Source organism: Pseudomonas sp. FBCC-B35, from assembly GCF_059133755.1.
Window position 1 is genome coordinate 3447348 of record NZ_CP101439.1, and the last position, 24907, is coordinate 3472254.

General features: G+C 62.2%; 25 protein-coding genes. 12 read left to right on the plus strand and 13 right to left on the minus strand.

Annotation, left to right across the window (positions count from 1 at the left end):
- Nucleotides 1-220 precede the first annotated feature (220 nt).
- Entirely contained in the window at nucleotides 221-373 is a 153-nt protein-coding gene (locus tag NMB38_RS15620) for a DUF3309 family protein (protein ID WP_012271016.1), read from the plus strand.
- A 48-nt stretch (nucleotides 374-421) separates the two neighbouring features.
- On the opposite strand, the gene NMB38_RS15625 is transcribed toward NMB38_RS15620, so the two are convergent.
- The 3 genes from NMB38_RS15625 to NMB38_RS15635 all read right to left on the minus strand — a co-directional run bounded on the left by NMB38_RS15625 (nucleotide 422) and on the right by NMB38_RS15635 (nucleotide 2974).
- Nucleotides 422-2086 carry a cation acetate symporter gene (locus tag NMB38_RS15625; RefSeq protein ID WP_027915845.1) on the minus strand — a complete coding sequence of 555 codons (1665 nt, stop codon included), beginning with the start codon at nucleotides 2084-2086 and terminating at the stop codon, nucleotides 422-424.
- The gene (locus NMB38_RS15630; protein ID WP_023533810.1) at nucleotides 2083-2394 is read right to left on the minus strand and encodes a DUF485 domain-containing protein; all 312 of its coding nucleotides are present in this window, start codon (nucleotides 2392-2394) and stop codon (nucleotides 2083-2085) included. The genes NMB38_RS15625 and NMB38_RS15630 overlap by 4 nt, the downstream gene beginning before the upstream one ends.
- A 349-nt stretch (nucleotides 2395-2743) precedes the next feature.
- A complete protein-coding gene (locus NMB38_RS15635) occupies nucleotides 2744-2974 on the minus strand; it encodes a hypothetical protein (RefSeq protein ID WP_494354830.1) in 231 nt (76 codons plus the stop codon).
- A 1092-nt stretch (nucleotides 2975-4066) separates the two neighbouring features.
- On the opposite strand from NMB38_RS15635, the gene NMB38_RS15640 reads away from it, so the two are divergent.
- Together NMB38_RS15640 and NMB38_RS15645 are read left to right on the plus strand one after the other, a co-directional pair.
- Nucleotides 4067-5431: a glutamine synthetase family protein gene (locus tag NMB38_RS15640; protein WP_345956338.1), complete on the plus strand. Its 1365-nt coding sequence runs from the start codon at nucleotides 4067-4069 to the stop codon at nucleotides 5429-5431.
- A gap of 25 nt (nucleotides 5432-5456) precedes the next feature.
- Complete coding sequence (locus tag NMB38_RS15645; RefSeq protein WP_027915843.1) at nucleotides 5457-6764, plus strand: NAD(P)/FAD-dependent oxidoreductase; 1308 nt, start codon at nucleotides 5457-5459, stop codon at nucleotides 6762-6764.
- A 75-nt stretch (nucleotides 6765-6839) separates the two neighbouring features.
- Here the strand turns inward: NMB38_RS15645 and fadD1 are convergent, their stop codons facing one another.
- The gene (fadD1, locus tag NMB38_RS15650; RefSeq protein ID WP_027915842.1) at nucleotides 6840-8537 is read right to left on the minus strand and encodes a long-chain-fatty-acid--CoA ligase FadD1; all 1698 of its coding nucleotides are present in this window, start codon (nucleotides 8535-8537) and stop codon (nucleotides 6840-6842) included.
- A 292-nt stretch (nucleotides 8538-8829) separates the two neighbouring features.
- Nucleotides 8830-10518: a long-chain-fatty-acid--CoA ligase FadD2 gene (gene fadD2, locus NMB38_RS15655; RefSeq protein WP_111475277.1), complete on the minus strand. Its 1689-nt coding sequence runs from the start codon at nucleotides 10516-10518 to the stop codon at nucleotides 8830-8832.
- 297 nt (nucleotides 10519-10815) lie between these two features.
- Between fadD2 and NMB38_RS15660 the strand changes: the two genes are divergently transcribed.
- Both NMB38_RS15660 and NMB38_RS15665 read left to right on the plus strand, forming a co-directional pair.
- A complete protein-coding gene (locus NMB38_RS15660) occupies nucleotides 10816-11286 on the plus strand; it encodes a MaoC family dehydratase (protein WP_049695594.1) in 471 nt (156 codons plus the stop codon).
- Between the two features lie 62 nt (nucleotides 11287-11348).
- Nucleotides 11349-11738: a GNAT family N-acetyltransferase gene (locus tag NMB38_RS15665; protein ID WP_490806124.1), complete on the plus strand. Its 390-nt coding sequence runs from the start codon at nucleotides 11349-11351 to the stop codon at nucleotides 11736-11738.
- Here the strand turns inward: NMB38_RS15665 and NMB38_RS15670 are convergent.
- Both NMB38_RS15670 and NMB38_RS15675 read right to left on the minus strand, forming a co-directional pair.
- Nucleotides 11725-12684, minus strand: a complete 960-nt coding sequence (locus NMB38_RS15670; RefSeq protein ID WP_027915838.1) for a YihY/virulence factor BrkB family protein — start codon at nucleotides 12682-12684, stop codon at nucleotides 11725-11727. The genes NMB38_RS15665 and NMB38_RS15670 overlap by 14 nt on opposite strands.
- 157 nt (nucleotides 12685-12841) lie before the next feature.
- A complete protein-coding gene (locus tag NMB38_RS15675; protein ID WP_049695592.1) occupies nucleotides 12842-13027 on the minus strand; it encodes a CsbD family protein in 186 nt (61 codons plus the stop codon).
- A gap of 208 nt (nucleotides 13028-13235) precedes the next feature.
- Between NMB38_RS15675 and NMB38_RS15680 the strand changes: the two genes are divergently transcribed.
- The gene (locus NMB38_RS15680) at nucleotides 13236-13616 is read left to right on the plus strand and encodes a hypothetical protein (protein ID WP_023534906.1); all 381 of its coding nucleotides are present in this window, start codon (nucleotides 13236-13238) and stop codon (nucleotides 13614-13616) included.
- Here the strand turns inward: NMB38_RS15680 and NMB38_RS15685 are convergent, their stop codons facing one another.
- The gene (locus tag NMB38_RS15685) at nucleotides 13617-14453 is read right to left on the minus strand and encodes a CvfB family protein (protein ID WP_490806123.1); all 837 of its coding nucleotides are present in this window, start codon (nucleotides 14451-14453) and stop codon (nucleotides 13617-13619) included. It abuts the gene before it with no gap.
- Between the two features lie 163 nt (nucleotides 14454-14616).
- Here NMB38_RS15685 and NMB38_RS15690 point away from each other — a divergent pair, with 163 nt between their 5' ends.
- The 3 genes from NMB38_RS15690 to NMB38_RS15700 all read left to right on the plus strand — a co-directional run bounded on the left by NMB38_RS15690 (nucleotide 14617) and on the right by NMB38_RS15700 (nucleotide 16936).
- A complete protein-coding gene (locus NMB38_RS15690; RefSeq protein ID WP_345956341.1) occupies nucleotides 14617-15480 on the plus strand; it encodes a DUF6279 family lipoprotein in 864 nt (287 codons plus the stop codon).
- A gap of 107 nt (nucleotides 15481-15587) precedes the next feature.
- Complete coding sequence (locus NMB38_RS15695) at nucleotides 15588-16475, plus strand: DMT family transporter (protein WP_027915834.1); 888 nt, start codon at nucleotides 15588-15590, stop codon at nucleotides 16473-16475.
- On the plus strand, nucleotides 16472-16936 hold the full coding sequence (locus NMB38_RS15700) for a DUF4265 domain-containing protein (protein WP_027915833.1): 465 nt from the start codon (nucleotides 16472-16474) through the stop codon (nucleotides 16934-16936). Before NMB38_RS15695 ends, NMB38_RS15700 begins: the two co-directional genes overlap by 4 nt.
- A 42-nt stretch (nucleotides 16937-16978) precedes the next feature.
- On the opposite strand, the gene NMB38_RS15705 is transcribed toward NMB38_RS15700, so the two are convergent.
- Both NMB38_RS15705 and cysK read right to left on the minus strand, forming a co-directional pair.
- Nucleotides 16979-17914, minus strand: a complete 936-nt coding sequence (locus tag NMB38_RS15705; RefSeq protein ID WP_028686827.1) for an aspartyl/asparaginyl beta-hydroxylase domain-containing protein — start codon at nucleotides 17912-17914, stop codon at nucleotides 16979-16981.
- A gap of 172 nt (nucleotides 17915-18086) precedes the next feature.
- The gene (gene cysK / locus NMB38_RS15710; protein WP_088523805.1) at nucleotides 18087-19061 is read right to left on the minus strand and encodes a cysteine synthase A; all 975 of its coding nucleotides are present in this window, start codon (nucleotides 19059-19061) and stop codon (nucleotides 18087-18089) included.
- 132 nt (nucleotides 19062-19193) lie between these two features.
- Here cysK and NMB38_RS15715 point away from each other — a divergent pair, with 132 nt between their 5' ends.
- From NMB38_RS15715 to NMB38_RS15725, 3 genes are all read left to right on the plus strand, one after another.
- The gene (locus tag NMB38_RS15715) at nucleotides 19194-20267 is read left to right on the plus strand and encodes a DUF748 domain-containing protein (RefSeq protein WP_027915830.1); all 1074 of its coding nucleotides are present in this window, start codon (nucleotides 19194-19196) and stop codon (nucleotides 20265-20267) included.
- Nucleotides 20268-20462: 195 nt separating this feature from the next.
- Nucleotides 20463-21308: an AAA family ATPase gene (locus NMB38_RS15720; RefSeq protein ID WP_345956342.1), complete on the plus strand. Its 846-nt coding sequence runs from the start codon at nucleotides 20463-20465 to the stop codon at nucleotides 21306-21308.
- A 13-nt stretch (nucleotides 21309-21321) separates the two neighbouring features.
- Nucleotides 21322-22500, plus strand: coding sequence for a vWA domain-containing protein (locus NMB38_RS15725; protein WP_345956343.1), 1179 nt, complete (start codon nucleotides 21322-21324; stop codon nucleotides 22498-22500).
- 22 nt (nucleotides 22501-22522) lie between these two features.
- Here NMB38_RS15725 and NMB38_RS15730 read toward each other — a convergent pair whose 3' ends face one another.
- Genes NMB38_RS15730 through NMB38_RS15740 form a run of 3 tightly spaced genes read right to left on the minus strand, consistent with a single transcriptional unit; the run spans nucleotide 22523 to nucleotide 24902 of the window.
- Nucleotides 22523-23443 (minus strand): 5-oxoprolinase subunit C family protein, encoded by a 921-nt coding sequence (locus tag NMB38_RS15730; RefSeq protein WP_236166068.1) that lies wholly within the window; start codon nucleotides 23441-23443, stop codon nucleotides 22523-22525.
- A complete protein-coding gene (pxpB, locus tag NMB38_RS15735; protein WP_049695588.1) occupies nucleotides 23440-24126 on the minus strand; it encodes a 5-oxoprolinase subunit PxpB in 687 nt (228 codons plus the stop codon). Before pxpB ends, NMB38_RS15730 begins: the two co-directional genes overlap by 4 nt.
- The gene (locus tag NMB38_RS15740; protein WP_059183716.1) at nucleotides 24123-24902 is read right to left on the minus strand and encodes a 5-oxoprolinase subunit PxpA; all 780 of its coding nucleotides are present in this window, start codon (nucleotides 24900-24902) and stop codon (nucleotides 24123-24125) included. The genes pxpB and NMB38_RS15740 overlap by 4 nt, the downstream gene beginning before the upstream one ends.
- Nucleotides 24903-24907 lie beyond the last annotated feature (5 nt).

A 24907-nucleotide genomic window follows, 5' to 3' on the forward strand; every position in this document is an offset into this window, starting at 1 on the left:
GACTGCCTTTTTCAGAGGTTGTGGCCCCAGTCTAATCAAGCCTATGCCCAGAGCGGGTGCTTATCAGGCAAGTGAATGAGCGGCCATGAACCGCCCGCTGCGCACAAAGACGGGGCGATGACCAACACGCCGATGGAATCTTTCACAAGCGGCGCCGGTCATTAGTTACAAGAGGCCGGCAACCTGGGCCCTTGACCCTCAACCATGCAAGGACTCCTCCATGACCACGATTCTCATCATCATCCTGATCCTCCTGTTGATTGGCGGCTTGCCAGTGTTCCCGCACTCGCGCAGCTGGGGTTATGGCCCGTCCGGCATCGTCGGTGTGGTGCTGGTGATCTTGTTGGTGTTGCTGTTACTCGGCATGATTTAGTGCAGCAAAAAAAACCGCGCCGAGGCGCGGTTTTTTCATGCCTGCGAATCAGTGCGATACCGCCCCTGAAGCGCCCAGGCCAGTCTGCGAGCGTACGAACTGCGGGAAGAACAGCGCCCGCTCGTTTTCGGCAGCCGTGGACTTGTCGGTGATCGAGAAGAACCAGATACCCACGAAGGCAATCAGCATCGAGAACAAGGCCGGGTACTCGTAAGGGTAGATCGCTTTCTCGTGACCAAGGATCTGCACCCAGATGGTCGGGCCGAGCACCATCAGCGTCACCGCGCTGATCAGGCCAAGCCAGCCGCCAATCATGGCGCCACGGGTGGTCAACTTCTTCCAGTACATCGAGAGCAGCAGTACGGGGAAGTTGCAGCTGGCCGCAATGGAGAAGGCCAGGCCCACCATGAAGGCGATGTTCTGTTTCTCGAACAGGATGCCCAGGCCAATGGCCAGGACGCCCAGTGCAACGGTGGTGATCTTCGAGACGCGGATTTCGTCCTTGTCGTTGGCCTTGCCCTTGCGCCACACGCTGGCGTACAGGTCATGGGACACCGCCGAGGCACCCGCCAGGGTCAAGCCTGCCACAACCGCCAGGATGGTGGCGAAGGCCACGGCCGAGATGAAGCCCAGGAACACACTTCCGCCTACGGCATTGGCCAAGTGCACGGCGGCCATGTTGTTACCGCCCAGCAAGGCGCCGGCGGCGTCCTTGAAGTCCGGGTTGGTGCTGACCAACAGGATGGCGCCGAAGCCGATGATGAAGGTCAGGATGTAGAAGTAACCGATGAAACCTGTGGCATAGAGCACGCTCTTGCGGGCTTCCTTGGCATCGCTGACGGTGAAGAAGCGCATCAGGATGTGTGGCAGGCCAGCCGTACCGAACATCAAGGCCAGGCCCAGCGAGAAGGCCGAGATGGGGTCTTTGACCAGACCGCCGGGGCTCATGATGGCCTCGCCCTTGGCATGCACCTTGATGGCTTCGGAGAACAGGGTGTTGAAGTCAAAGCCCACGTGCTTCATCACCATCAGCGCCATGAAGCTTGCACCCGACAGCAACAGCACCGCCTTGATGATCTGTACCCAGGTGGTGGCCAGCATGCCGCCGAACAGCACGTACAGGCACATCAGGATACCGACCAGGATCACGGCCACGTGGTAGTCCAGGCCGAACAGCAGTTCGATCAACTTGCCTGCACCGACCATCTGCGCAATCAGGTAGAAGGCCACCACCACCAGCGAGCCTGAGGCCGACAGGGTGCGGATCTGCTTTTGCCCCAGGCGATAGGAGGCCACATCGGCGAAGGTGTACTTGCCCAGGTTGCGCAGGCGTTCGGCGATCAGGAAGAGGATGATCGGCCAGCCTACCAGGAAGCCGATGGAGTAGATGAGGCCATCGTAGCCGGAGGTGAACACCAGTGCGGAAATACCCAGGAACGAGGCTGCCGACATGTAGTCCCCGGCGATGGCCAAGCCGTTCTGGAACCCGGTGATGCGACCACCGGCAGCGTAGTAGTCCGAGGCGGATTTGTTGCGCTTGGAGGCCCAGTAGGTGATGCCCAGGGTGAAAGCCACGAACGCCACGAACATGGCGATGGCAGAAACGTTCAGCGGTTGTTTCTGCACCTCGCCGGTCAGGGCATCGGCAGCCCACACGGCGGGTGCGAAGACGCCGCAGGCCAGAACGGCCAGTGTCTTGGCATGACGAATCATTGTTGCGCCTCCTTCAGGATGGCCTTGTTCAGCTCATCGAATTCGCCGTTGGCTCGGCGCACGTAGATGGCGGTCAGGACAAATGCCGAGATGATCAGCCCGACGCCCAGGGGAATGCCCCAGGTGATCGATGACTCAGGGCTGATCTTGGCGCCCAGTATCTGGGGACCGTAGGCGATCAGAAGGATGAAAGCGCAGTACAGGCCGAGCATGATCGCCGAGAGTATCCAGGCGAACCGTTCGCGCTTGCTGACCAGCTCCTTGAAACGGGGGCTGTTTTGTATCGAGAGGTAAATGCTGTCGTTCATTGTTTTTGTCCTAGCAGCACAGAGAGGGAATGTAACCCACGTCCTTACTTTATGCGGCTGTTGGACGGCAACCAGACGACCTTAGTCTTAGATGCAACGGTGTTTTACCGATTGCGCAACAAAGCGGATGACGGAGGTGGGGTTCGAGGGGAGTTTCTGCCTGATCGTGTGCAGACAGAGGTGGCCCTCCCTCAGAGCTCAGCACATCGCGTACCGAGCAATCGGTGAATCGGACTTCAGACTACATATACCCGGGGGTTGTACGCGTGCGACGGGTGTGGGCATCGGTGGATTTCCAGTAATCTGCTACAGGGTTTAATACTGCGCCCAGTGTTTCAATCAATCATTTTCAATATTGAATGAGTGCAACCTGGCAACCTTGGTAACTTCCAAAGATCTTGCCAAGCCACTCACTCCACCCTACTCTGCTGTTGCTGTTGCTGTTGCTGTTGCTGTTGCTGTTGCTGTTGCTGTTGCTGTTGCTGTTGCTGTTGATCTTGATCTTGATCTTGATCTTGATCTTGATCTTCGCGACTTCAGAAGGCCGAACGCAGGGCTTGCGGAGGGAGGTGACAGGCATGGATGCCTGTCAAGCGCTGGGCCCCAGGATGGGGCCTGCAGCGCGGTCCTCCCGGGAGCAAGACCGGAGTGAGGGAACCCCGAAGCGCAGCGTAGGGGCCGTATGAATGGAGCGCAGCCTTTTTTGGTTACTTTTTGTGGCGTTTGACAAAAAGTAACTCGCCGTAAGGGCGAAAAGGTGATTCAGCGTCGCCATCGCAAATGGACTATGCTCAATATCAACACCCACACCAATGCAATCAAACTTCAAACTTCAAACTTCAAAGCGTGGGCGCATACAGCAAGTTGGTATTCATTGGCGCGGGTGGCGCACAGTCACCTTTCCGCCCTTACGGCGGCTCACTTTTTGTCTTGTCAAAAAGTAAGCAAAAACCGCCTGCTCCTATCATCCGGCCCCTACGCTACGCTCCGGGGTCCCCTCGCTCCGGGCTTGCTCCCGGGAGGACCGCGCTGCAGGCCCCATCCTGGGGCCCAGCGCTTGACGGGCATCCATGCCCGTCACCTCCCTCCGCAAGCCCTGCGCTCGGCCTCCTGAAGTCGCGATCTGTGTTGCCTGGACTACCGCGCGCTTAGAAGCAAAAGCAAAAACCAAAGCAACGGCAACGGCAACGGCAACGGCAACGGCAACGGCAACGGCAACGGCAACGGCAACGGCAACGGCAACGGCAACGGCAACGGCAACGGCAATGATACGGCAAGGTTCGTGGGTGCGCAGATAGCGAGCTCGACCACTGAGCACTGGACCCTAACCATTTGCGCCCCAGGCAAATGTTTAGCCAATCCCGATGCAAAGGTTGCCATTCACTACTTTAATTCTCCACAACCGACATGTGAGTATCGAATGCATGATTCCCGCCCTGCCCAGCCCACCATCGTCCAATCGCCCTTCGCCGTCGAAGCCCCAGACGCTGTGCGGCGAGAATCCGCTGGTGCATGTCATCCTCGCCTTCTGGGCATTGTGGCACTGCCGTCACGCCCGCCCGCCCGACACCTCGCTCATGCCTGCATGACCTCACCCGGCCTGTTTAGGACCGTTTGACCCAGCCAGGCCGCCTGCACAGGCAGAGGCCTGAGCGTTCGCGAGCGAATGATTATGCACTTTGCACATGTGGATCAGGCCAGCCAGTTCCTGGCCGCCAACCCCGATATCGATCTGTTCGAACTGTTCATCCTCGACGCCAACGGCGTGCCACGCGGCAAGCTGCTGCACCGTGATGAACTGCTGGCCGTATACCAGACCGGTCGGCCATTACCCAGCACCATTCTCGGCCTTACCGTAAACGGCGACGACGTGGAAGATTCGGGCCTGGTCTGGGATGTCGGCGACATCGATTGCCGCGCCTACCCACTCGATGGCAGCCTGGTTCGCCTGCCCTGGCGCCGGGTGCCGACCGCAGCGCTGCAAGTGAGCATGCACCCGCGCCAAGGCCTGCCTGCCAGCGTGGCCGACCCTCGTCATGTACTGTTGCGCACCGTCGACGCCCTGAAGGCCGATGGTTATCACCCCGTGATGGCCTGCGAACTGGAGTTCTACCTGCTCGACCAGCAGCGCGATGCCCACGGCCATCCACAGCCGGCGCTCGACCGGGACGGCGGACGCCCTCGCAGCACTCAGGTGTATGGGCTGCGGGAGCTGGAGCAGATCGAGCCGTTCCTGGCAGACCTGTACGCAGCCTGCAAGGCGCAAGGCATACCGGCGCGCACGGCCATTTCGGAATACGCCCCAGGCCAGGTGGAAATCACCCTCGAACACGGTGATGCGCTGCAGGCGATGGATCAGGCGGTACGCTACAAGCGCTTGGTCAAAGGCGTCGCCCACGCCCACGGCATGCAGGCCTGCTTCATGGCCAAGCCGTTCGGCCACCTGGCCGGCACTGGCATGCACATGCACCTGAGCCTGGCCAACAGCGCCGGCCGTAACCTGTTCGCCAGCAAAGACCCGGCCGGCACACCGCTGCTGCGCCAGGCAGTGGCCGGCATGTTGCAGCACCTGCACGAGTCGCTGCTGCTGTTTTGCCCCAACGCCAACTCCTTCCGCCGCTTCCAGGCCAACAGCTACGCGCCCCTGTCGCCCACCTGGGGCGTGGACAACCGCACAGTCAGCCTGCGGGTGCCGGGCGGACCGGCCAACAGCCGGCATGTAGAGCACCGTATCTGCGGGGCCGACGCCAACCCGTATCTGGCTGCCGCCGCCATTTTGGCCGCCAGTCACGCCGGCATACGTGATCAGCTCGACCCAGGCGCGCCGATTCAGGGCAACGGTTATGCCCAGGCGACCGAACACCTGCCAACTGACTGGCTCACCGCGCTGCAGGCCCTGGAGCAGTCCACTTGGGCCCGCGATGCATTGGGCGATGCGTTTCTTGGCGTGTACCTGAAGGTCAAGCGCGCCGAGTACCGTCAATTCATGGCCGAAGTCAGCGAACAGGACTGGCGCTGGTACCTGCACCAGGCCTGAGCCCCATACAGAACAAGGATTACCCATGAACGCAGCAGTCAACAAAGACCCGGCGCAACGTGCACCGTCCTACTACACCGCCACCCTCAACGACCCCACCACCTACCCCCAGCTCAAGGGCACCGTACAGGTGGACGTGGCAATCATCGGCGCGGGCTTCACCGGCTTGGCAACGGCTGTGGAGCTGGCCGAACGCGGCCTGAAGGTCGCGGTGGTCGAGGCCAACCGGGTGGGCTGGGGCGCCAGCGGGCGCAATGGCGGGCAAGTGACCGGCAGCCTGTCGGGGGACGAGGCCATGCGTGCACAGATGCGCAAGCGGCTGGGCAGCGACGTGGACGATTTCATCTGGCACCTGCGCTGGCGGGGCCACCAGATCATCGAGCAACGGGTGGCCCGCTATGGCATCGACTGCGACCTCAAGCACGGTCACCTGCACGCGGCCATGAAGCCCTCGCACCTGGACGAGCTACGGGCTTTCGAGGCCCAGGCACAGCGCTATGGCATGGGGGATCAGGTCGAACTGCTCGACCGCCAGGCGATGGCCGAGCACCTGCAAAGCCCCCTGTATCTGGGCGCCCTCAAGAACCGTCGCAACCTGCACCTGCACCCGCTGAACCTGTGCCTGGGCGAAGCCCGCGCCGCCCACGGCCTGGGCGCGCTGATCTTCGAGCAGACCGAAGTGCTGGAAATCATCCACGGCGCCCGCCCTGCCGTGGTGACGGCCCATGGGCGTGTAGACGCGCGCCAAGTCATGCTGGCGGGCGATGTCTACCACAAGCTGGAAAAGCGCCAGCTCAAGGGCAAGATATTCCCGGCCATGGGCGGCATCGTCACCACGGCGCCACTGGGCGAGCTGGCAGCGCAGATCAACCCGCATGACCTGGCCGTCTACGATTGCCGGTTCGTGCTGGACTACTACCGCCTGACGGCCGACAAGCGCCTGCTGTTCGGCGGCGGCGCCAACTACTCAGGGCGCGACTCGCGGGATATCGAAGCTGAACTGCGCCCCTGCATCGAGCGCACCTTCCCAGCCTTGAAGGGCGTGCCCATCGCGTTCCAGTGGAGCTGCGCCATGGGCATCGTGGTCAACCGGATTCCCCAAGTGGGCAAGCTTTCGGACCATGTCTGGTACTGCCAAGGGTATTCCGGGCACGGCATCGCCACCAGTCACATCATGGGCGAAATCATGGCGCAAGCCCTGACGGGCACGCTGGAGAAATTCGACACCTTCGCCCAGTGCAAGCATGTGCGTGTGCCGATGGGGGACGTGTTGGGCAACCCGCTCTTGGCGGCGGGCATGTGGTACTACCAGATGCTGGAAAAACTGCGCTGAAGCCCAGGCCCGTCAATCGCCCTGCGCGGCCTCATCAAAAGGGCTGCAAGGCGATTGCGGGCGGTGCACGCCAGGTCAGGCGCTTTTCTTGAGGTTGAGCTTCTTGAGCTCTTCGTCACGCAGTTCGCGGCGCAGGATCTTGCCGACATTGGTGGTCGGCAAGGTGTCGCGAAACTCGACCTGACGCGGCACCTTGTAACCGGTGAGGTTGGCACGCATGTGCTCCATCACCTGCTCCTTGGTCACGGTCATACCGGGTTTGACCACGACGAAGACCTTGATGAGCTCGCCGGATTTCTCATCCGGAATGCCGATGGCCGCACACTGCGACACGCCGGGCACCGCCGCCAGCACGTCTTCGAGTTCATTGGGGTAGACGTTGAAGCCGGACACCAGAATCATGTCCTTCTTGCGGTCGACGATACGCATGTAGCCGTCGGGCTGGATCAGGGCGATGTCGCCGGTCTTGAGCCAGCCGTCGCTGTCGAGAATCTCGGCGGTGGCCTCCTCGCGCTGCCAGTAGCCTTTCATCACCTGAGGGCCCTTGACGCAGAGTTCGCCCACTTCGCCCAAGGGCAGCTCGTTGCCGGCGTCGTCGACGATCTTGCACAGCGTGGACGGCACCGGAATGCCAATGGTGCCCACCTGGTTGGCCTGCGCCGGGTTCACGGCGGCCACCGGGCTGGTTTCGGTCATGCCGTATCCTTCGCAGATGGCGCAACCGGTCACCGTACGCCAACGCTCGGCAACGCTCAGTTGCAGCGCCATGCCGCCGGACAGGGTGATCTTCAAGGCCGAGAAGTCCAGGGCGCGGAACGCATCGCTGTTGCACAGCGCCACGAACAGCGTATTGAGACCCACGAAGCCCGTGAACTTCCACTTGCCCAGCTCCTTGACCATGGCGGACAGGTCGCGGGGGTTGCTGATCAGCACGTTGTGGTTGCCGATCAGCATCATGGCCATGCAATGGAAGGTGAAGGCGTAGATGTGGTATAGCGGCAGCGGGGTGATGAGGATCTCGCACCCTTCCTGCAGGTTCGAGCCCATCAGCGCCCGGCACTGCAGCATGTTGGCCACCAGGTTGCGGTGAGTCAGCATGGCGCCTTTGGCCACACCGGTGGTACCGCCGGTGTATTGCAACACGGCCACGTCATCGGCCTGCGGGTTGGCCTCGGTCACCGGCTGGCCCTTGCCCAGGGCCAGGGCATCGTTGAAGCGCACGGCGCTGGGCAGGTGATAGGCCGGCACCATCTTCTTGACGTACTTGATCACGCTGTTGATCAGCAGCCGCTTGAGCGGGGGCAGCAGGTCTGCCACCTCGGTGACGATGATGTGCTTGACCTGGGTCTTGGGCACCACCTTCTCGGCCAGGTGCGCCATGTTCGCCAGACACACCAACGCCTTGGCGCCGGAGTCCTTGAACTGGTGCTCCATTTCCCGGGCGGTGTACAGCGGGTTGGTGTTCACGACGATCAAGCCGGCGCGCATGGCACCGAACACCGCCACTGGGTACTGCAGCACATTAGGCAACTGCACCGCGATACGGTCACCGGGCTTTAGGTCGGTATGCTGCTGCAACCAGGCGGCAAAGGCACCGGACAGGGTATACAACTCACCGTAAGTGAGGGTCTTGCCCAGGTTGCTGAAGGCCGGTTTGTCGGCGAAGCGCTGGCAGGATTGCTTGAGTACCGCCTGGATGTTGGGGAATTCGTCGGGATCGATCTGCGCCGCGATACCGGCCGGATACTTGTCCTTCCAAAAATGGTCGATCATGCAAGCCCACTCCTTCAGCAACAGCGAAGTTCGTTTCACGCGTCGAGGCGTTTATTATTGATATGAGATGACGGCCTGATGCAAACCAGATCATCTGAAAGCGGGCCGAGAGTAGCAGCTTTGCCGAGGGTCTACTAGAGCCCAAAGCGGGCTTGACAGTCACAAAAGTGACTCAAAGAATGCTTTGGGTCACGTTTAGAGTATTTGACTTAATTAGCCTGGGCATCCAGCAGGATGTGCCGTGCCAGAGGCCCTGGCGCACGGCACCACGTTCTTACCGCAGGCTACCGATCTAGCTGGCGTCGCGCAGTTCGCGCCGCAGGATCTTGCCCACGGGCGTCATCGGCAGCGCCTCGCGCAGCACGATGTGCTTGGGCACCTTGTAGCCGGTGAGGTTGGCCTTGCAGTAGGCCTTGAGCTCCTCGACATCCACACCACCCTCGCGCGGCACCACGAACAGCTTCACCGCTTCGCCGGAACGTTCGTCCGGCACGCCGATGGCGGCACAGTTGGCCACCTTGGGATGGCCCATCACCACCTCTTCGACTTCGTTGGGGTATACGTTGAAGCCAGACACGATGATCATGTCCTTCTTGCGGTCGACGATGCGGGTAAAGCCGTCCGGGTCGATCACGGCAATGTCACCGGTCTTGAACCAGCCTTCGGCGTCCAGTGCCTCGGCCGTGGCCTCGGGTTGCTGCCAGTAGCCCTTCATGACCTGCGGGCCTTTGATGCACAGCTCGCCGGGTTCCCCCAACGCCAGCTCGTTACCGTCGGCGTCGATCACCTTGAAGGCCGTGCCCACCACCGGGATGCCCACCGTACCCAGCCGCGCCAGCGTGCCATAGGGGTTGGTGCTGGCCACGGGGGACGTTTCGGTCAGGCCGTACCCTTCGACGATGCGGCAGCCTGTCAGCTGTTCCCAGCGCTCTGCCGTGGCCTTGACCAGGGCGGTGCCGCCGGAATTGGTGACCTTGAGTGCGGAGAAATCGAGCTGGCGGAAGCCGGGGTGGTCCATCAGCGCGACGAACAGGGTGTTGAGGCCCAGCAACGCAGAAAACCGCCACTTGCCCAGCTCCTTGATGAAGCCAGGTATGTCCCGCGGGTTGGTGATCAATACGTTGTGGTTGCCGGTGACCATCATGCACATGCAGTTCGCAGTGAAAGCATAGATGTGGTAGAGCGGTAACGGCGCGATCATCACCTCTTCGCCGTCCTTGAGCAGCTTCTGCCCGTCCGGCCCATGTTGGGAGAAGCACGCCAGCACCTGCAGCATGTTCGCCACCAGGTTGCCGTGGGTGAGCATTGCGCCCTTGGCCAGCCCTGTCGTGCCGCCGGTGTACTGCAGCACGGCGATGTCACCCAGCCCCAAGGGCACAGGCTGGGGCACGCCACCGCGGCCCTGGCGCAGCACCTGCTTGAACGACACAGCCTGGGGCAGCGCATAGGCCGGCACCATCTTCTTGAACTTGTCGACCACGGTGTTGACCAGCCAGCCCTTGAGCGTGGGCAGCATGTCGCCCATCTTCGCTTCGATCAGGTACTCAATACCGGTATCGGGCAGGACCGTCTGCACACGCTTGCCGAACAGGTTCATGTACACCAGGGCCCGGGTACCACTGTCCTTGAACTGGTGCCGCATTTCGCGCTCGGTGTACAGCGGATTGGTGTTGACCACGATCAGCCCTGCGCGCATGGCGCCGAACACCGCGATGGGGTACTGGAGCACGTTGGGCATCTGCACCGCGATGCGGTCGCCCGGCTTGAGGTCGGTATGTTGCTGCAGCCAGCTGGCGAAGGCAGCCGACAGGCGATCGAGGTCGGCGTAGGTCAAGGTCACGCCCAGGTTGCTGAAGGCCGGGCGATCGGCAAAGCGCTTGCAGGAGCGTTCGAACACCTCGACCACAGACGCGTAGGCTTGCATGTCCAAGGTGGACGGCACGCCCGCCGGGCGCTTGTCATTCCAGAAGTCGGCTTGCATTTATTGTTGTTCCTCTGCCGGGACCTGCACTGCGTCCTGATTAGTCCGAGTGCCTGCGCGCAGGCGATGCACAGGCGTTGATTCGACGTTAGCAGGTAAGCCAGGCACGGCCCAGCCGTCAGCGCCTGCCATTAACATTGTGAATCTTATTTGTGCCCTTCCTGCAATTTGCTCGACTGTGGGTACACTGACGTGGGCGCAAAATGTGATCCGGGCGACCCCGGCAAGCGTCTCACCCGTCTGGCCGACGCCCTGCGTGCGACCGGCATCCGACCTGTACTGCTTAAGGAAGCCCTGATGTCCCAGCTCAGCAACACGCCCTACGAAGCCCTTGAAGTCGGCCAGAAAGCCGAATACACGAAGTTGGTCGAGGAGCGCGACATCCAGCTGTTCGCCGCCATGTCCGGCGATCACAACCCGGTGCACCTGGATGCCGAGTTCGCGGCCAAGAGCATGTTCCGCGAGCGCATTGCCCATGGCATGTTCAGCGGCGCGTTGATCAGTGCGGCGGTGGCCTGCACGTTACCAGGCCCTGGTACCATCTACCTGGGCCAGCAGATGAGCTTCCAGAAGCCGGTCAAGATCGGCGACACCCTGACGGTGCGCCTGGAAATCCTGGAAAAACTGCCCAAGTTCAAAGTGCGTATCGCCACCAACGTGTACAACCAGCACAACGAACTGGTCGTCGAGGGTGAAGCCGAGATCCTGGCACCGCGCAAGCAGCAAACCGTCGAACTGGTTTCCCCGCCGAACTTCGTGGCCAGCTGAGCACCGTCGTGCAGTCATGGCCGCCAGTGCACTGCACCCGGCTTTCAGCCCCGGAACGGCGGCTGCTCGACCACTTCTATCGCCAACAGGGCTCGCGCATGCGCGCCCCTGCGCAGGGCACGTTTTGGGTGGCCAAGTCGCCGGGCATCATTGCTGGGTTGTCCCTCAGCGAGGTGGACGGTGGTCAGTGGTTGACGGGGCTGTTCGTGGCGCCTGATCGGCGCTCGGAAGGCGTGGGTGAGCAATTGGTCGCAGCGGCCCTGGAGAACGCCTGCGCCAGCACATGGTTGTTTTGCCATCCATCGCTCGCCCTCTATTACGGACGCCAGGGGTTCGCGCCGGCTGGAGCGCTACCCCGGTCGCTGCATGACAAGTTCCAGCGCTATCAACGCAGCAAGGCCTTGATAGCGCTGGAGCGCACCGCCCAACCGGGGCAGGTCAGCGCGGGGTAGGTTCAACGCCCGCCGCTTCATCAGCACCGGGGCGTTCCTTGCCCAATACCTTGGGCTTCTCGTCGTCGCGGGTGCCATCGAAGTCTTTTTCGCCTGGGTCCTTGCCCTCGGCCGACATATGCTCGATCACCGCGTTCATCTCTGCGCCCAGCAACAGCACGGCAGCCGAGATGTAGAAGTACAGCAGCAGTACGATGATCGCCCCGATGCTGCCGTACATGGCGTTGTAGTCTGCGAACGTCTTCACGTAGTAGGCAAAGCCCAGCGACGCGATGATCCACACCACGACCGCCAGCACCGAGCCCGGGGTGATGAAGCGAAATTTCTGCTCCACATCGGGCATGACGTAGTAGATCACCGCGACCGCGACCATCAGCAGAATCACGATCACCGGCCAGCGAAGAATGGTCCACAGGGTGACGATGAACTCTTCCATGCCAATCTGCGCCGCGATCCACTCCATGACCTGCGGGCCCAGCACCATCAGCGCAGCGGCCGCCAGCAGCATGCCTGCCAACCCGATGGTGTACAGCACCGACAGCGGGATGCGTTTCCAGACCGGGCGCCCTTCTGGTACATCATAGGCCGCGTTCATGGCGCTCATCATCAGGCGCACGCCGGCCGAGGCCGTCCACAGGGCAATGACGATACCCACCGACAGCAAGCCACCCTTGGACTGCTGCAATTGGTCGATGACAGGGTTGACCTGCTCAAGGGCCTGGGGCGGCAAGACCAGTTCTGACTGCAAGCGCAGCCAGGAAAAGAAGTCTGGCAGGTGCAGGAAACCGATCAGGGCAATGAGAAACAACAGGAAGGGGAATAACGAGAAAAGGGCCTGGTAGGCCAATGCCGAAGCATAAGTAGACATCTCGTCATCGAGGAATTCGTTGACGGTGCGCACCAATACGCGGTGCAAGGGTAAGCCCTGCAAGGCGGAAAAAATCATAGCGTCTCCTTTCGCCGCTTGATCGATCTGACGTTCAGTCTAATAGACCCTGCGCTTGGGGTGCTGCTCCCGGTAGTCATGCAACGGCTTTGAATATTTCTGCCGGTTACCGTCCCCTGCTTCGAAGCGCAGAGGACGGCTCGGCAGGCGTGAATCATTACTTGGTCAGGTCGTCGACCTTGTTTTTCACGTCGCCTTTGACCTGCTGGCCTTCGCCCTTGATTTCCTGGGCCTTGCCTTCGCCTTTGAGTTTTTCGTTGTCAGTGAGGTTGCCAACACCTTGCTTGATGTTGCCCATTGCCTCGTTGGCCATACCTTTAATTTTGTCTCCAGTACCGCTCATGGCAAAACTCCTGTGATGTAGCACGCGTATCGTGCCGACAGAAGGTTGACCCAGCCGCTTGCACAGGAGTTTCAAGAAATTTGCGTCAACAAGCCAAACGGTTGAAAGGCGTAGGCGTAAATGCGGGGATCAGGGCCTGAAACCTTGCCCGCCAAGGTGCCACCCCTCACAATGCGGCCTTTGAAGGCTTCGACCCGCAGGAACCTGCATGAAACTCGACAAACCCGCTGCCATCGCCCGACGCAACAGCGCACTGGCGCGCCCGGTGCTGACCAGTGCCAATACGCTGTTCGCCATTCTCGACCCCAAGCGCAACCTGTGGTGGTTCGAGGTCCCGGTGGCCTTGCTTCGCAAAGGCCAGCCCGACTGGGTCAACCTGCTGCTGCATACCCCGCTGACCGATGAACTTCAGCACCTGAAGGTGCCGATCAACTTCCTGCGGGCCCACCAAGAGCAGATGGAAGTGCGCAACCCTGGCAAGCGTCGCTCCACCATCAGCCTGGCCCTGAGCGCTGACCGCGACTCGTTGCTGCGCGACACGCGCCCCGGTGGCGATCAGCTGGACTTCAACACCTTCGTGCAGGGCTGATCAGGCTTTCTCGATCCGGTCGTCATGGATGACGATGCGGCCCTGCTTGAACAGCCCGCCAATGGCCTTCTTGAAATTGCCCTTGCTGACATTGAACAGCTTGCTGATCAAGGCAGGGTCGCTCTTGTCCGAAACCGGCAACACCCCACCCTCGGCGTCCAGGCGCGCCATGATCTGCTCCTGCAAGCTGCCGGACAGCGCAGCGCCCACCGGCTGCAAGCTGAGCGAAACCTTGCCGTCGGCCCGCACTTCCTTGATGTAACCCTGCTCGTGCATGCCTGAGCGCAGGAACTTGAACACCTCGTTCTTGTGAATCAAGCCCCAGTGACGGTTGTTGATGATGGCCTTGAACCCCATCGGCGTTTCGCCGGCCACCAGCAGCTCAACCGGCTGACCAGGTTTGTAGTCTGCAGGCGTGGTGTCGAGGTAACGGTCCAGGCGCGAGGTGGCGGTGATGCGGCGGGTGCGCTTGTCCAGGTACACGTGCACCACGCAATAGTCACCGATCTTCAGCGGCCGTGCTTCTTCGGAATAGGGCATCAGCAGGTCCTTGGACAGGCCCCAGTCCAGGAAGATACCCGCACCGTTGATGTCCTTGACCTTGAGGCTGGCGAACTCGCCCACCTGCACCTTGGGCTTCTCGGTGGTGGCAATCAGCTGGTCTTCGCTATCGAGGTAGATGAACACGTTCAGCCAGTCATCGACTTCGGTCTCGGCACCCTTGGGAATGTAACGGGACGGCAGCAGGATTTCCCCGTCGGCACCGCCGTCCAGGTATAGGCCGAAGTCCACGTGCTTAACAATTTGCAAACTGTTGTAACGCCCAAGCAGAGCCATTTTCGAACATCCTCAAGTCAAGGCGGCTATTTTCCGGATAGACCCGCCCTGGTGTCAAAGCCTGCGGTCGGTTCATCGCCGCTCACGCTTCCACGTGCCATCCGGTGGAACCGCAGGTCTCGTGCTGCGTCTACCCCTTGGCTGCCACTGCAAGGACCCGCACATGCCTGCACGCCTGCTCAAAGTCCTGTCGATCTGCCTGGGTTTCGCCCTGATGCTGGGCGCCTGCAGCCGCATCGACCTGGCCTATCGCAACCTCGATCGCCTGGTGCCCTGGTCGCTGGGCGACTACCTGGACATGAACCGCGAGCAGAAAACCCTGCTCGATGATCGCCTCAGGCAGCACCTGGCGTGGCACTGCCAGACGCAACTGCCCGGCTACCTCGACTGGCTGGACCGCCTGCGCACCATGGTGGCCGATAACCAAGTCACCGACCAGGCGCTGCAGCAGCGCACCGAGGAGGCCCGCGAGGCGATTGGCCGGGTCGCGGCCGAAATCACGCCGTCGGCCACCGAGTTGCTGCAAGGCATGAGCGATGCGCAGGTGGCGGAGATGCGCGATGCGTTTCGTGACGATATTGCCGAGCGGCGCAAGGAATATGTCGATACGCCCCTGCCCCGCCAGATCAGCGAGCGCGCCGAGCGCATGGAAAAACGCCTCAAGCCTTGGTTCGGCGAGCTGACCGAGACACAGCGGCAACGGGTTGGCGCCTGGTCCCGCGCGTTGGGTGACCAGAACAGCGAGTGGATACGCAACCGGGCCCATTGGCAGCAGCAACTGCTGTTGGCGGTGGAACAACGGCACGAGTCAGGCTTCCCGGCACGGGTCGCGACCTTGCTGCAGAACAAGGAAAGCCTATGGACGGCCGACTATCGCCGGGCCTTCCAGAACACCGAGCAGCAAGCACGCAGCCTGGTGGTGGACCTGATGCAGCAGAGCACTCCCGCCCAGCGCCAGGTGCTGCTGGATCGGCTGACCAAGGTGCGCAGCGACTTCAGCGTCTTGAAGTGCCTGCGCGGCGCTTGAACAGGCTATGGCAGGACACTGGCTGAACTTCGCTGGGCAAGAAAGCGCAAGAATCCGCCGGCCTGCTGACGTACACTCGCGCCCCTGCCAAGCCCCCGGAGACCGTCGTGAGCCCCACCGCCCTAGCCCGCCTGCTGACCCTTGCTGCCGTATGGGGCGCGAGCTTTCTGTTCATGCGCATCATCGCCCCTGTACTGGGCACCGTGCCAACGGCCTTCTTCCGTGTCTCCATCGCCTGCCTGGGCTTGATCGCGCTGCTGGGCGCAGCGCGCGTACGCTGGGATTTCCAGGGTAAGTTAGGCGCCTGCCTGGTGCTGGGCATGATCAACTCGGGCATTCCGGCCACCTTCTACTCGGTGGCAGCCCAGGTGCTGCCGGCCGGTTATTCGGCCATCTTCAATGCCACGACCCCTTTGATGGGCGTGCTGATCGGCGTGTTGTTCTTCAAGGAACCCATGACGTTGGCCAAGTTGAGCGGCATTTTCCTGGGCCTGTTCGGCGTGGGTATCCTGAGCGGCGCGGGGCCTGTTGCCCTGGATGCAGCCCTCTTGCAAGGCGCCCTGGCGTGCCTGGCGGCCACGACCTGCTATGGGTTTGCCGGCTACCTGGCCCGCCGCTGGGTCAGCGGCCTGGACAGCCGCCTGTCGGCCCTGGGCAGCATGCTCGGTGCGACCCTGCTGCTTACCCCGTTGTTCGCCTGGAGCGTGCTTACCCAGCCACCGGCCAGCTGGGGCGGCTGGCCGGTCTGGGGCTCGCTGGTGGGGCTTGGCCTGTTGTGCACGGCGTTCGCCTACATCCTGTACTTCCGCCTGCTGGCCGAAATCGGCCCGGTCAAAGCCAGTACCGTGACCTTCATGATCCCCGTGTTCGGCGTGCTGTGGGGAGCCTGGCTGCTGAATGAGCCGTTGTCGATGGCCCACCTGTACGGCGGCCTGCTGATCGGCGTGGCTTTGTGGCTGGTCCTGCGCCCGGCACGGCGCCGGGGCGCTGCATGAACAGCGTCTACAAAAAAGTGCTGTTCCCGCTGCAGCAGGACGCCAATGGCTATCCGCCGGCATCGGTGGAAGGGCTATGGGCCAAGGCCGTCGAAGACGGTTACGTGATCGACAACATCCCGTTTCATGTCTACGGCATCGCCCCAGGTGACGTGATCTGCACCCATGAAGAGGCTGGCCAGCACTGGTTCGCCCGTTTGCTGCGCAGCAGTGGCAGCTCGGTGTTCCGGGTTCGGGTCAAGCCGCCCGAGACACTGGAGCAGGTCAGCGAAGCCTTGGTGGAATTCGGGTGCACCTGTGAAAGCGAACCTGCGGTGAAGATGCTGGCGATCGCCATCCCACCGGCACGAACGCTCGACACCCTGCTGTATTACCTGATCACCCAGCGTGAAGCGGGTTTTCTGGACTTCGAGGAAGGCGTACTGCGCCACTGCGTTGCCCACGAGTTTCGCCAGGGATAAAGGCGACTGCCTTGCAGGCGCCCCTCCCGGTCGAGGGCGTCGTCAGAACAACCAGCGGTACAGCAGATAGGCTACGACGACGGCCAGAATCGGTCGCAACACGCGGTATGCCTTGGGGTTGGCACGCTTGAACTGCTTGACGCGCGTGCTCAGCTTGTTGCTGAACCGCTTGCTCCAGGCATAAGCCTGGTTGATCCCGCCCACGCGTTCATCGTCGGTATTCTGTGGCGCGGTGGCGCGGCCCAGAAATGCGCTGACCTTGCGGTTGAGGCGGGTCATGATTGGGCTGTTCAAAGGACGCTCCACGTCGCAGAACAGGATCACACGGGTGACCTCGGTCTCATTCTTGACCCAGTGCACGTAGGTTTCGTCGAACATCACGTCCTGGCCATCGCGCCAGGCATAGGGCTGGCCGTCCACATAAATGCGGCAGGCATCGGAGTTGGGGGTCGAGAGGCCCAGGTGATAACGCAGGGAACCTGCAAACGGATCACGGTGCGGGTTCAGGTGGCTGCCGCCGGGCAACAGGGCGAACATCGCGCCCTTGACGTTGGGGATGCTGCTGACCAGCTCGACGGTTCGCGGGCACAGCGCTTCGGCAGACGGCAGGGGTTTGTCGTACCACTTCAGGTAGAAGCGCTTCCAGCCTTTCTTGAAGAACGAACCGAAACCGGCATCGTTGTCCTTTTCGGCTGCCCGGATATAACCCTCGTCGAACAGGCGCATGGCCTCCTCGCGAATTTCCTGCCAGTTGTCCTTGAGCACGTCCAGCTCCGGGAAGCGTTGGCGGTCCAGGTACGGCTTGGACGGCACGCCCGAGAACAGGTACATCAACGCATTGTAGGGGGCGAACAGCGCCGAATGGTTGACGAACTGGCGCAACACGGGCAGGCGGGCCTTGCCGCGCAGGTGGACGAACAGCACGCTGCCGAAGAACACCAGCAGCACACCTGCCTTGGCGAGGAAGGAAACGGTCATGCAACACTCCTAGGGCGGGACACAGGCCAGCGCTGCCTGATCCGGGGAAAATCATCCGGGCATCATAAACCTATCGCGCCCAGGCACAAACCACCTGGGCGCAACGAGACGGATGAAGATTGTGCAATGAACCCCGCCGCCAGGTATTGCTTCGGGTCACCGCCAAGGCAGGTTATTGCTGGGTTTCCTGCTCGCTGAACAGGTCGCTGAACAGCATGCTGGACAGGTACCGCTCGCCTGAGTCGGGCAGAATCACCACGAGGGTCTTGCCCTGCATTTCCGGCTTTTCTGCAAGGCGCACGGCAGCGGCCATGGCGGCACCGCAGGAAATACCACACAGGATGCCTTCTTCCTGCATCAGGCGGATCGCCATGGACTTGGCTTCGTCATCGCCCACCGTCATGACCTGATCGACGATCGACAGGTCGAGGTTCTTCGGCACGAAGCCCGCGCCGATGCCCTGGATCTTGTGCGGCGTGGGCGTGAGCGCCTCGCCTGCCAGGGTCTGGGTGATCAGCGGCGAGGCGATGGGCTCGACCGCCACCGAGGTGATCGCCTTGCCCTGGGTGTGCTTGATGTAGCGCGCGATACCGGTGATGGTGCCGCCGGTGCCGACACCAGCAACGATCACATCCACGGCGCCATCGGTATCGTTCCAGATCTCAGGGCCCGTGGTCTTTTCATGGATGGCCGGGTTGGCAGGGTTTTCGAACTGCCCGGGCATGAAGTACTGCTCGGGGTTGGAGGCGACGATTTCGTTGGCTTTCTCGATGGCGCCCTTCATGCCCTTGGCAGGTTCGGTGAGCACCAGTTCGGCGCCAAGGGCCTTGAGCACCTTGCGCCGCTCCAGGCTCATGGAGGCCGGCATGGTCAGCATGAGCTTGTAACCGCGGGCGGCAGCGACGAAGGCAAGGCCGATGCCGGTGTTGCCCGAGGTGGGTTCGACGATGGTCATGCCGGGCTTGAGCTTGCCGCTGCTCTCGGCGTCCCAGACCATGTTCGCGCCGATGCGGCATTTGACCGAATACCCTGGGTTGCGCCCTTCGATCTTGGCCAGGATGGTCACGCCGCGCGGCGCGAGGCGGTTGATCTGCACCAGGGGCGTGTTGCCGATGGAGTGGGCATTGTCTGCGTATATACGGCTCATGGCAGGGTCCTTGGCATGATGAAGAACTCGGAAAGGCCCAAGGGTAAGCCCCGGCCCCAAGGCCCGTAAAGCCTGTTCGAACTCCGGCGCAGCCCCTGCGGTCAACCACACACCTTGCCTTGGAGAACTGCCATGAGAGCCCGCTATCGCTGGCCGCTGATCGCCCTGGGCAGCCTCATCGTGCTGCTGGTGGCCTTGCAGCTTGCCCTGCCCTACCTGGTGCGCGACTACCTCAATGAAAAGCTGGCCGACATGGGCGACTACCGTGGGCAGGTCAGCGATGTGGACTTGGCCTGGTGGCGCGGCGCCTATACCGTCAACGGGCTGAAGATCGTCAAGACCACAGGCAAGGTGCCAGTGCCCTTCCTCGACGCCCCGGTGATCGACATCTCGGTCAGCTGGCATTCGCTGTGGTACGACCGCGCCGTGGTGGCCGAAGTGGCGTTCCTGCGCCCGGAGCTGAACTTCGTCGATGGCGGCGACAAGCAGAACTCCCAGACCGGCCAGGGCACTGACTGGCGTCAGCAACTGGACAAGTTGCTGCCCATCACGCTCAACGAAGTGGTAATCGACGACGGGGTGCTGACCTTCCGCAACTTCAACTCCAAGCCCCCGGTCACGCTCAAGGCGACGCAGTTGCAGGCCAGCGTTCGCAACCTCACAAACATCCGTGACGAAGCCGGCCGGCGCGACGCCAGCTTCGAAGCCCGTGCCCTGGTCGCAGGCGATGCCAAGGTCGAGAGCCGTGCCACCTTCGATCCGTTCAGCGACTTCGACGACTTCGAGTTCCGCCTGCGTGCCACCGGTATCGAGCTGCGCCGACTCAACGACTTTGCCAGCGCCTATGGCAAGTTCGACTTCAAGGCGGGTCATGGCGATGTGGTCATCGAGGCCGAGGCGACCAACGGCCGCCTGAACGGCTACATCAAGCCCCTGCTGCGCGACGTCGAGGTGTTCGACTGGCAACAGGACGTGGAGGACAAGGACAAGGGCCTGTTCCGCTCGGTGTGGGAGGCGCTGGTGGGTGCCACCGAAACCGTGCTCAAGAACCAGCCGAAAAACCAGTTCGCCACGCGCGTTGAGCTCAGTGGCAGCGTGCGCAGGCAGAACATCAGCGCATTCGAGGCATTCCTGCAGATCCTGCGCAATGGTTTCGTGCAGGCGTTCAGTGCGCGCTACGAGCGCAGCGCGCCGGATTCCGACTAAGGCGCGGTGACGAGGCATTCGGGGACTGAATACTCGGTCTGCGTTTTCAGTCGTCGTACCCCCGCGTTATAGTCGGGCCACCATCACACACCCTGTGTTGGCCACTTGAGCACCAGCCTGTCGCCCACCCCACCAAGGTCTGGCCTAGCAGGCCGGCTGCGCGTGGCCCGCAAGCCCAAGCAGAGGAAAGACCCAATGAAGTTCGAAGGCACGGGTGACTATGTCGCCACGGACGACCTGAAACTGGCCGTCAATGCGGCCATCACCCTTGAGCGCCCGCTATTGGTCAAAGGTGAGCCCGGTACTGGCAAGACCATGCTGGCCGAGCAGCTGGCAGCTTCGTTCGGGGCGCGCCTGATTACCTGGCACATCAAGTCCACCACCAAGGCTCACCAGGGCTTGTACGAATACGATGCCGTGAGCCGCCTGCGCGACTCCCAGCTGGGTGTGGACAAGGTGCACGACGTACGCAACTACCTCAAGAAAGGCAAGCTGTGGGAAGCCTTCGAGGCCCAGGAACGGGTGATCCTGCTGATCGACGAGATCGACAAGGCCGATATCGAATTCCCCAACGACCTGTTGCAGGAACTCGACAAGATGGAGTTCTACGTCTACGAAATCGACGAGACCATCAAGGCCACGCAGCGCCCGATCATCATCATCACGTCCAACAACGAAAAGGAGCTGCCGGACGCTTTCCTGCGCCGCTGCTTCTTCCACTACATCGCCTTCCCCGACCGGGCCACGCTGCAGCGCATCGTGGACGTGCACTACCCCAACATCAGCCAGTCGCTGGTCAGCGAGGCGCTGGATGTGTTCTTCGACGTGCGCAAGGTACCGGGCCTGAAGAAAAAGCCTTCGACGTCCGAACTGGTCGACTGGTTGAAGCTGTTGATGGCCGACAACATTGGCGAAGCGGTACTGCGCGAGCGCGACCCAACCAAGGCCATCCCTCCGCTGGCCGGGGCGCTGGTGAAAAATGAGCAGGATGTGCAACTGCTCGAGCGCCTGGCCTTCATGAGCCGGCGCGGCAACCGCTGAGGGAGCCTGGGCCATGTTGCTCAACCTGTTCAACGAAATGCGCGCGGCGAAGGTGCCGGTGTCGGTGCGCGAACTGCTCGACTTGCACCATGCCTTGCAACGGCACGTGGTGTTCGCCGACATGGACGAATTCTACTACCTGGCCCGCGCCATCTTGGTGAAGGACGAACGCCATTTCGACAAGTTCGACCGAGCCTTCGCCGCTTACTTCAAGGGCCTGGTGAACCTGGATCGTCACATCGAGGCGTTGATCCCCGAGGACTGGCTGCGCAAGGAATTCGAGCGCTCTCTGACCGCCGAGGAGCGCGCGCAGATCCAGTCCCTGGGCGGGCTGGACAAGCTGATCGAGGCGTTCAAGCAGCGCCTGCAGGAGCAAAAGGAGCGCCACGCAGGCGGCAACAAGTGGATTGGCACCGGAGGCACCAGCCCGTTCGGCTCGGGTGGGTTCAACCCCGAAGGGATCCGCGTGGGCGACGCTGGCGAGCGCCAGGGCAAGGCGGTGAAGGTCTGGGACCAGCGCGAGTACAAGAACCTGGACGATCAGGTGGAGCTGGGTACACGCAACATCAAGCTGGCCCTGCGACGCCTGCGCAAGTTCGCTCGCCAAGGCGCTGCCGAAGAGCTGGACATCGATGGCACCATCGACCATACCGCGCGCGATGCGGGGCTGCTGAACATCCAGATGCGCCCGGAGCGGCGCAACACGGTGAAATTGCTGCTGCTGTTCGACATCGGTGGCTCGATGGATGCCCATGTCAGGGTCTGCGAGGAGCTGTTCTCGGCATGCAGGACCGAATTCAAGCACCTGGAGTACTACTACTTTCACAACTGTGTGTATGAGACGGTGTGGAAGAACAACTTGCGCCGGACGTCGGAGCGTTATTCCACCTTCGACCTGCTGCACAAGTACGGCGACGACTACAAGGTGGTGTTCGTCGGGGACGCTGCCATGGCCCCTTACGAAATCACCCAGCCGGGCGGCAGCGTGGAGCATTGGAACGAGGAGGCCGGGTATGTCTGGATGCAGCGCATCATGGCCAAGTTCCGCAAGGTCATCTGGATCAACCCATACCCCCGCCAGGCCTGGGACTACACCGCCTCAACCCATCTGGTGCGTGAACTGATCGAGGACCGGATGTATCCGCTGACCTTGCAGGGGTTGGAGGATGGGATGCGGTATTTGTCGAAGTGAGGCAGCCAGGATAAGCGCCCTTCTATGCTCGCCAGCGTTCCAAGTACCCCTGCTGCTCCCGCCATGCCTGCTCCTGCACTACCGGTCGGAACCGCACCGTCGCGCCTGGCATGCACTGTGCCAGTTGTGCCAGTGCCAGCGGCGTCAGCGCCCCCAGGCGGGGATAACCGCCGATGGTCTGGCGGTCATTGAGCAACACGATCGGCTGCCCGTCGGGCGGGACCTGGACGGCGCCAAGGGGAATGCCCTCGGAGATCATGGCCGGGCCTTGGTAAACCAGAGGTGGGCCAAGCAGGCGTATACCCATGCGGTCGGCACGGGTATCCAGTGTCCAGTCGCGGTTGAAGGCATCGAACAGGCTGAGGCCGGCAAAGTCGCCGATCTGCGCGCCGATCACCAGGTCCAAGGTGGGCTTGGCAACATATTCAGGGCGCGCCCGATCAGGCACTTCGCCGATCGGTTTCGCTGCACCGGCAAAACTCAAGCATTGACCTTCACGCAACACACTCCCCTGGCCATCGACTCCGCCCAGCCCCTCACGCACGACCGTGGCACAACTGCCCATCACAGGCTCGGCATCGAAACCGCCCGGTGCAGCCAGGTAAGCGCGTACGCCCCGCCGGGGTTGCCGGAGAGTAAGGCGCTGCCCCTTGGTCAGGGTGAAGCTGCGCCAAGGGGCCAGGTATTGATCGTCGATGTGCGCGTCCAAGTCGGCCCCGGCCAGCGCCAGCACGCAATCATGCTGCGCCACCACGCTGAACCCACCCAAGGCAACCTCTACGACGGGAGCCTGCAGGGCATTGCCCAGCAACCAGTTGGCCCAGTGCATCGCGACCCAATCCAGAGCACCGCCCTGGGTGACCCCAAGGTGCCTCACGCCAAAGCGACCCGCATCCTGTAATGCACACAGCGGTGTGCTGGCCTCGACTAGCAAGTGCTTCATGCCTGTGCCTCTTCATCACCGCCCAACGCCAGAAATTCCTGCCGCGTCACCGCTACGAAACGGACGCGGTCACCCGGTTGCAGCAGGCTGTAGCCGTCGCGCTCACGGTCGAACAACCGTACCGGCGTCCGTCCGATCAGGTTCCAACCACCGGGTGAAACGGCCGGGTAGGCGGCGGTCTGGCGCTCGGCAATCCCGACACTGCCCGCTGCCACCTGCTTGCGCGGGGTGCTTAGCCTCGGGGTGGCCAGCCGTTCGTCCACCAGCCCCATGAACGCGAAACCTGGCGCGAACCCTAGGGCGAACACCGGGTAGTCACGTTCGCTGTGCAAGCGCACGACCTCAGCTTCGCTCAGGCCTGCCTGACGCGCTAGCACGGGCAACTCCGGACCGACGCTGGCGTGGTACCACACCGGTATCTCGTGCCGACAGCCGCTGCTGTCAGTGCCAGGCTGTAGCCCTTCAAGGGCTTGCCTGATCAGGCAGCGCGCATCGGCCGGCGCCAGGTCGAAATGCACCATCAGGGTGGTGTAGGACGGCACCAGGTCGCGCAAGTGCGCACCGAACGCTGCTTGCAAGCGCTGGCTGGCGGCAAGCACCCAGGGCATGTTGGCTTCCTCGATGCGCTCGAACAGGCGCACCATCAGACAATCGATACCGACCACTTCGATGCGCAGGGTCATGCTGATACGATCCCATCAAGCGCCTGGCGAATCTGCCGAACTGCCGCCACCGAGCTGTCGTTGTCCCCATGCACGCAGAGCGTATGGGCCTTGAGCAGCAACGCAGTGCCATCGCTGGCCAGCAATGCGTGACCGTGGGCCAGCTTCACGGCTTGCTCCACCACCTGGGCCGGGTCGTGGTGCACGGCGCCCGGCAGGCGTCGCGACACAAGGTGGCCGCTGGCGGTGTAGGCGCGATCGGCGAACGCCTCGAACCAGAGCGGTACGCCGATTTCAGCGCCCAGCGCCTGGGCGGCCGCATCGTCGGCCGTGGCCATGAGCATCAGCGGCAGGCCACTGTCATAGGCCGCCACGGCCTCCAGCACCGTGCGCAGGATCAGCGGGTCGGCCATCATGTCGTTGTACAACGCACCGTGGGGTTTCACGTAGGCGACGCGTGTGCCCAGCGCCTTGCAGATGCCATCGAGCGCGCCGATCTGGTAGTGCAGCAAGTCACGGATTTCTTCGGCACTGCACGCCAGGCTGCGCCGGCCGAAGCCGACCAAATCCGGGTAGGCCGGGTGCGCGCCCACGGTGACGTCGTGAGCCAGGGCCAACGTCACGGTGCGGCGCATGATGCCGGGGTCGCCGGCATGATAGCCGCAGGCGATATTGGCACAGTCGATGTAAGGCATGACCTCGGCATCCAGGCCCATGCGCCAGCTGCCGAAGCTTTCGCCCATGTCGCAATTGAGTAGCAGGCGTTGCACCACGGTGTACCCCTTGTCGTTATCCATGTGCC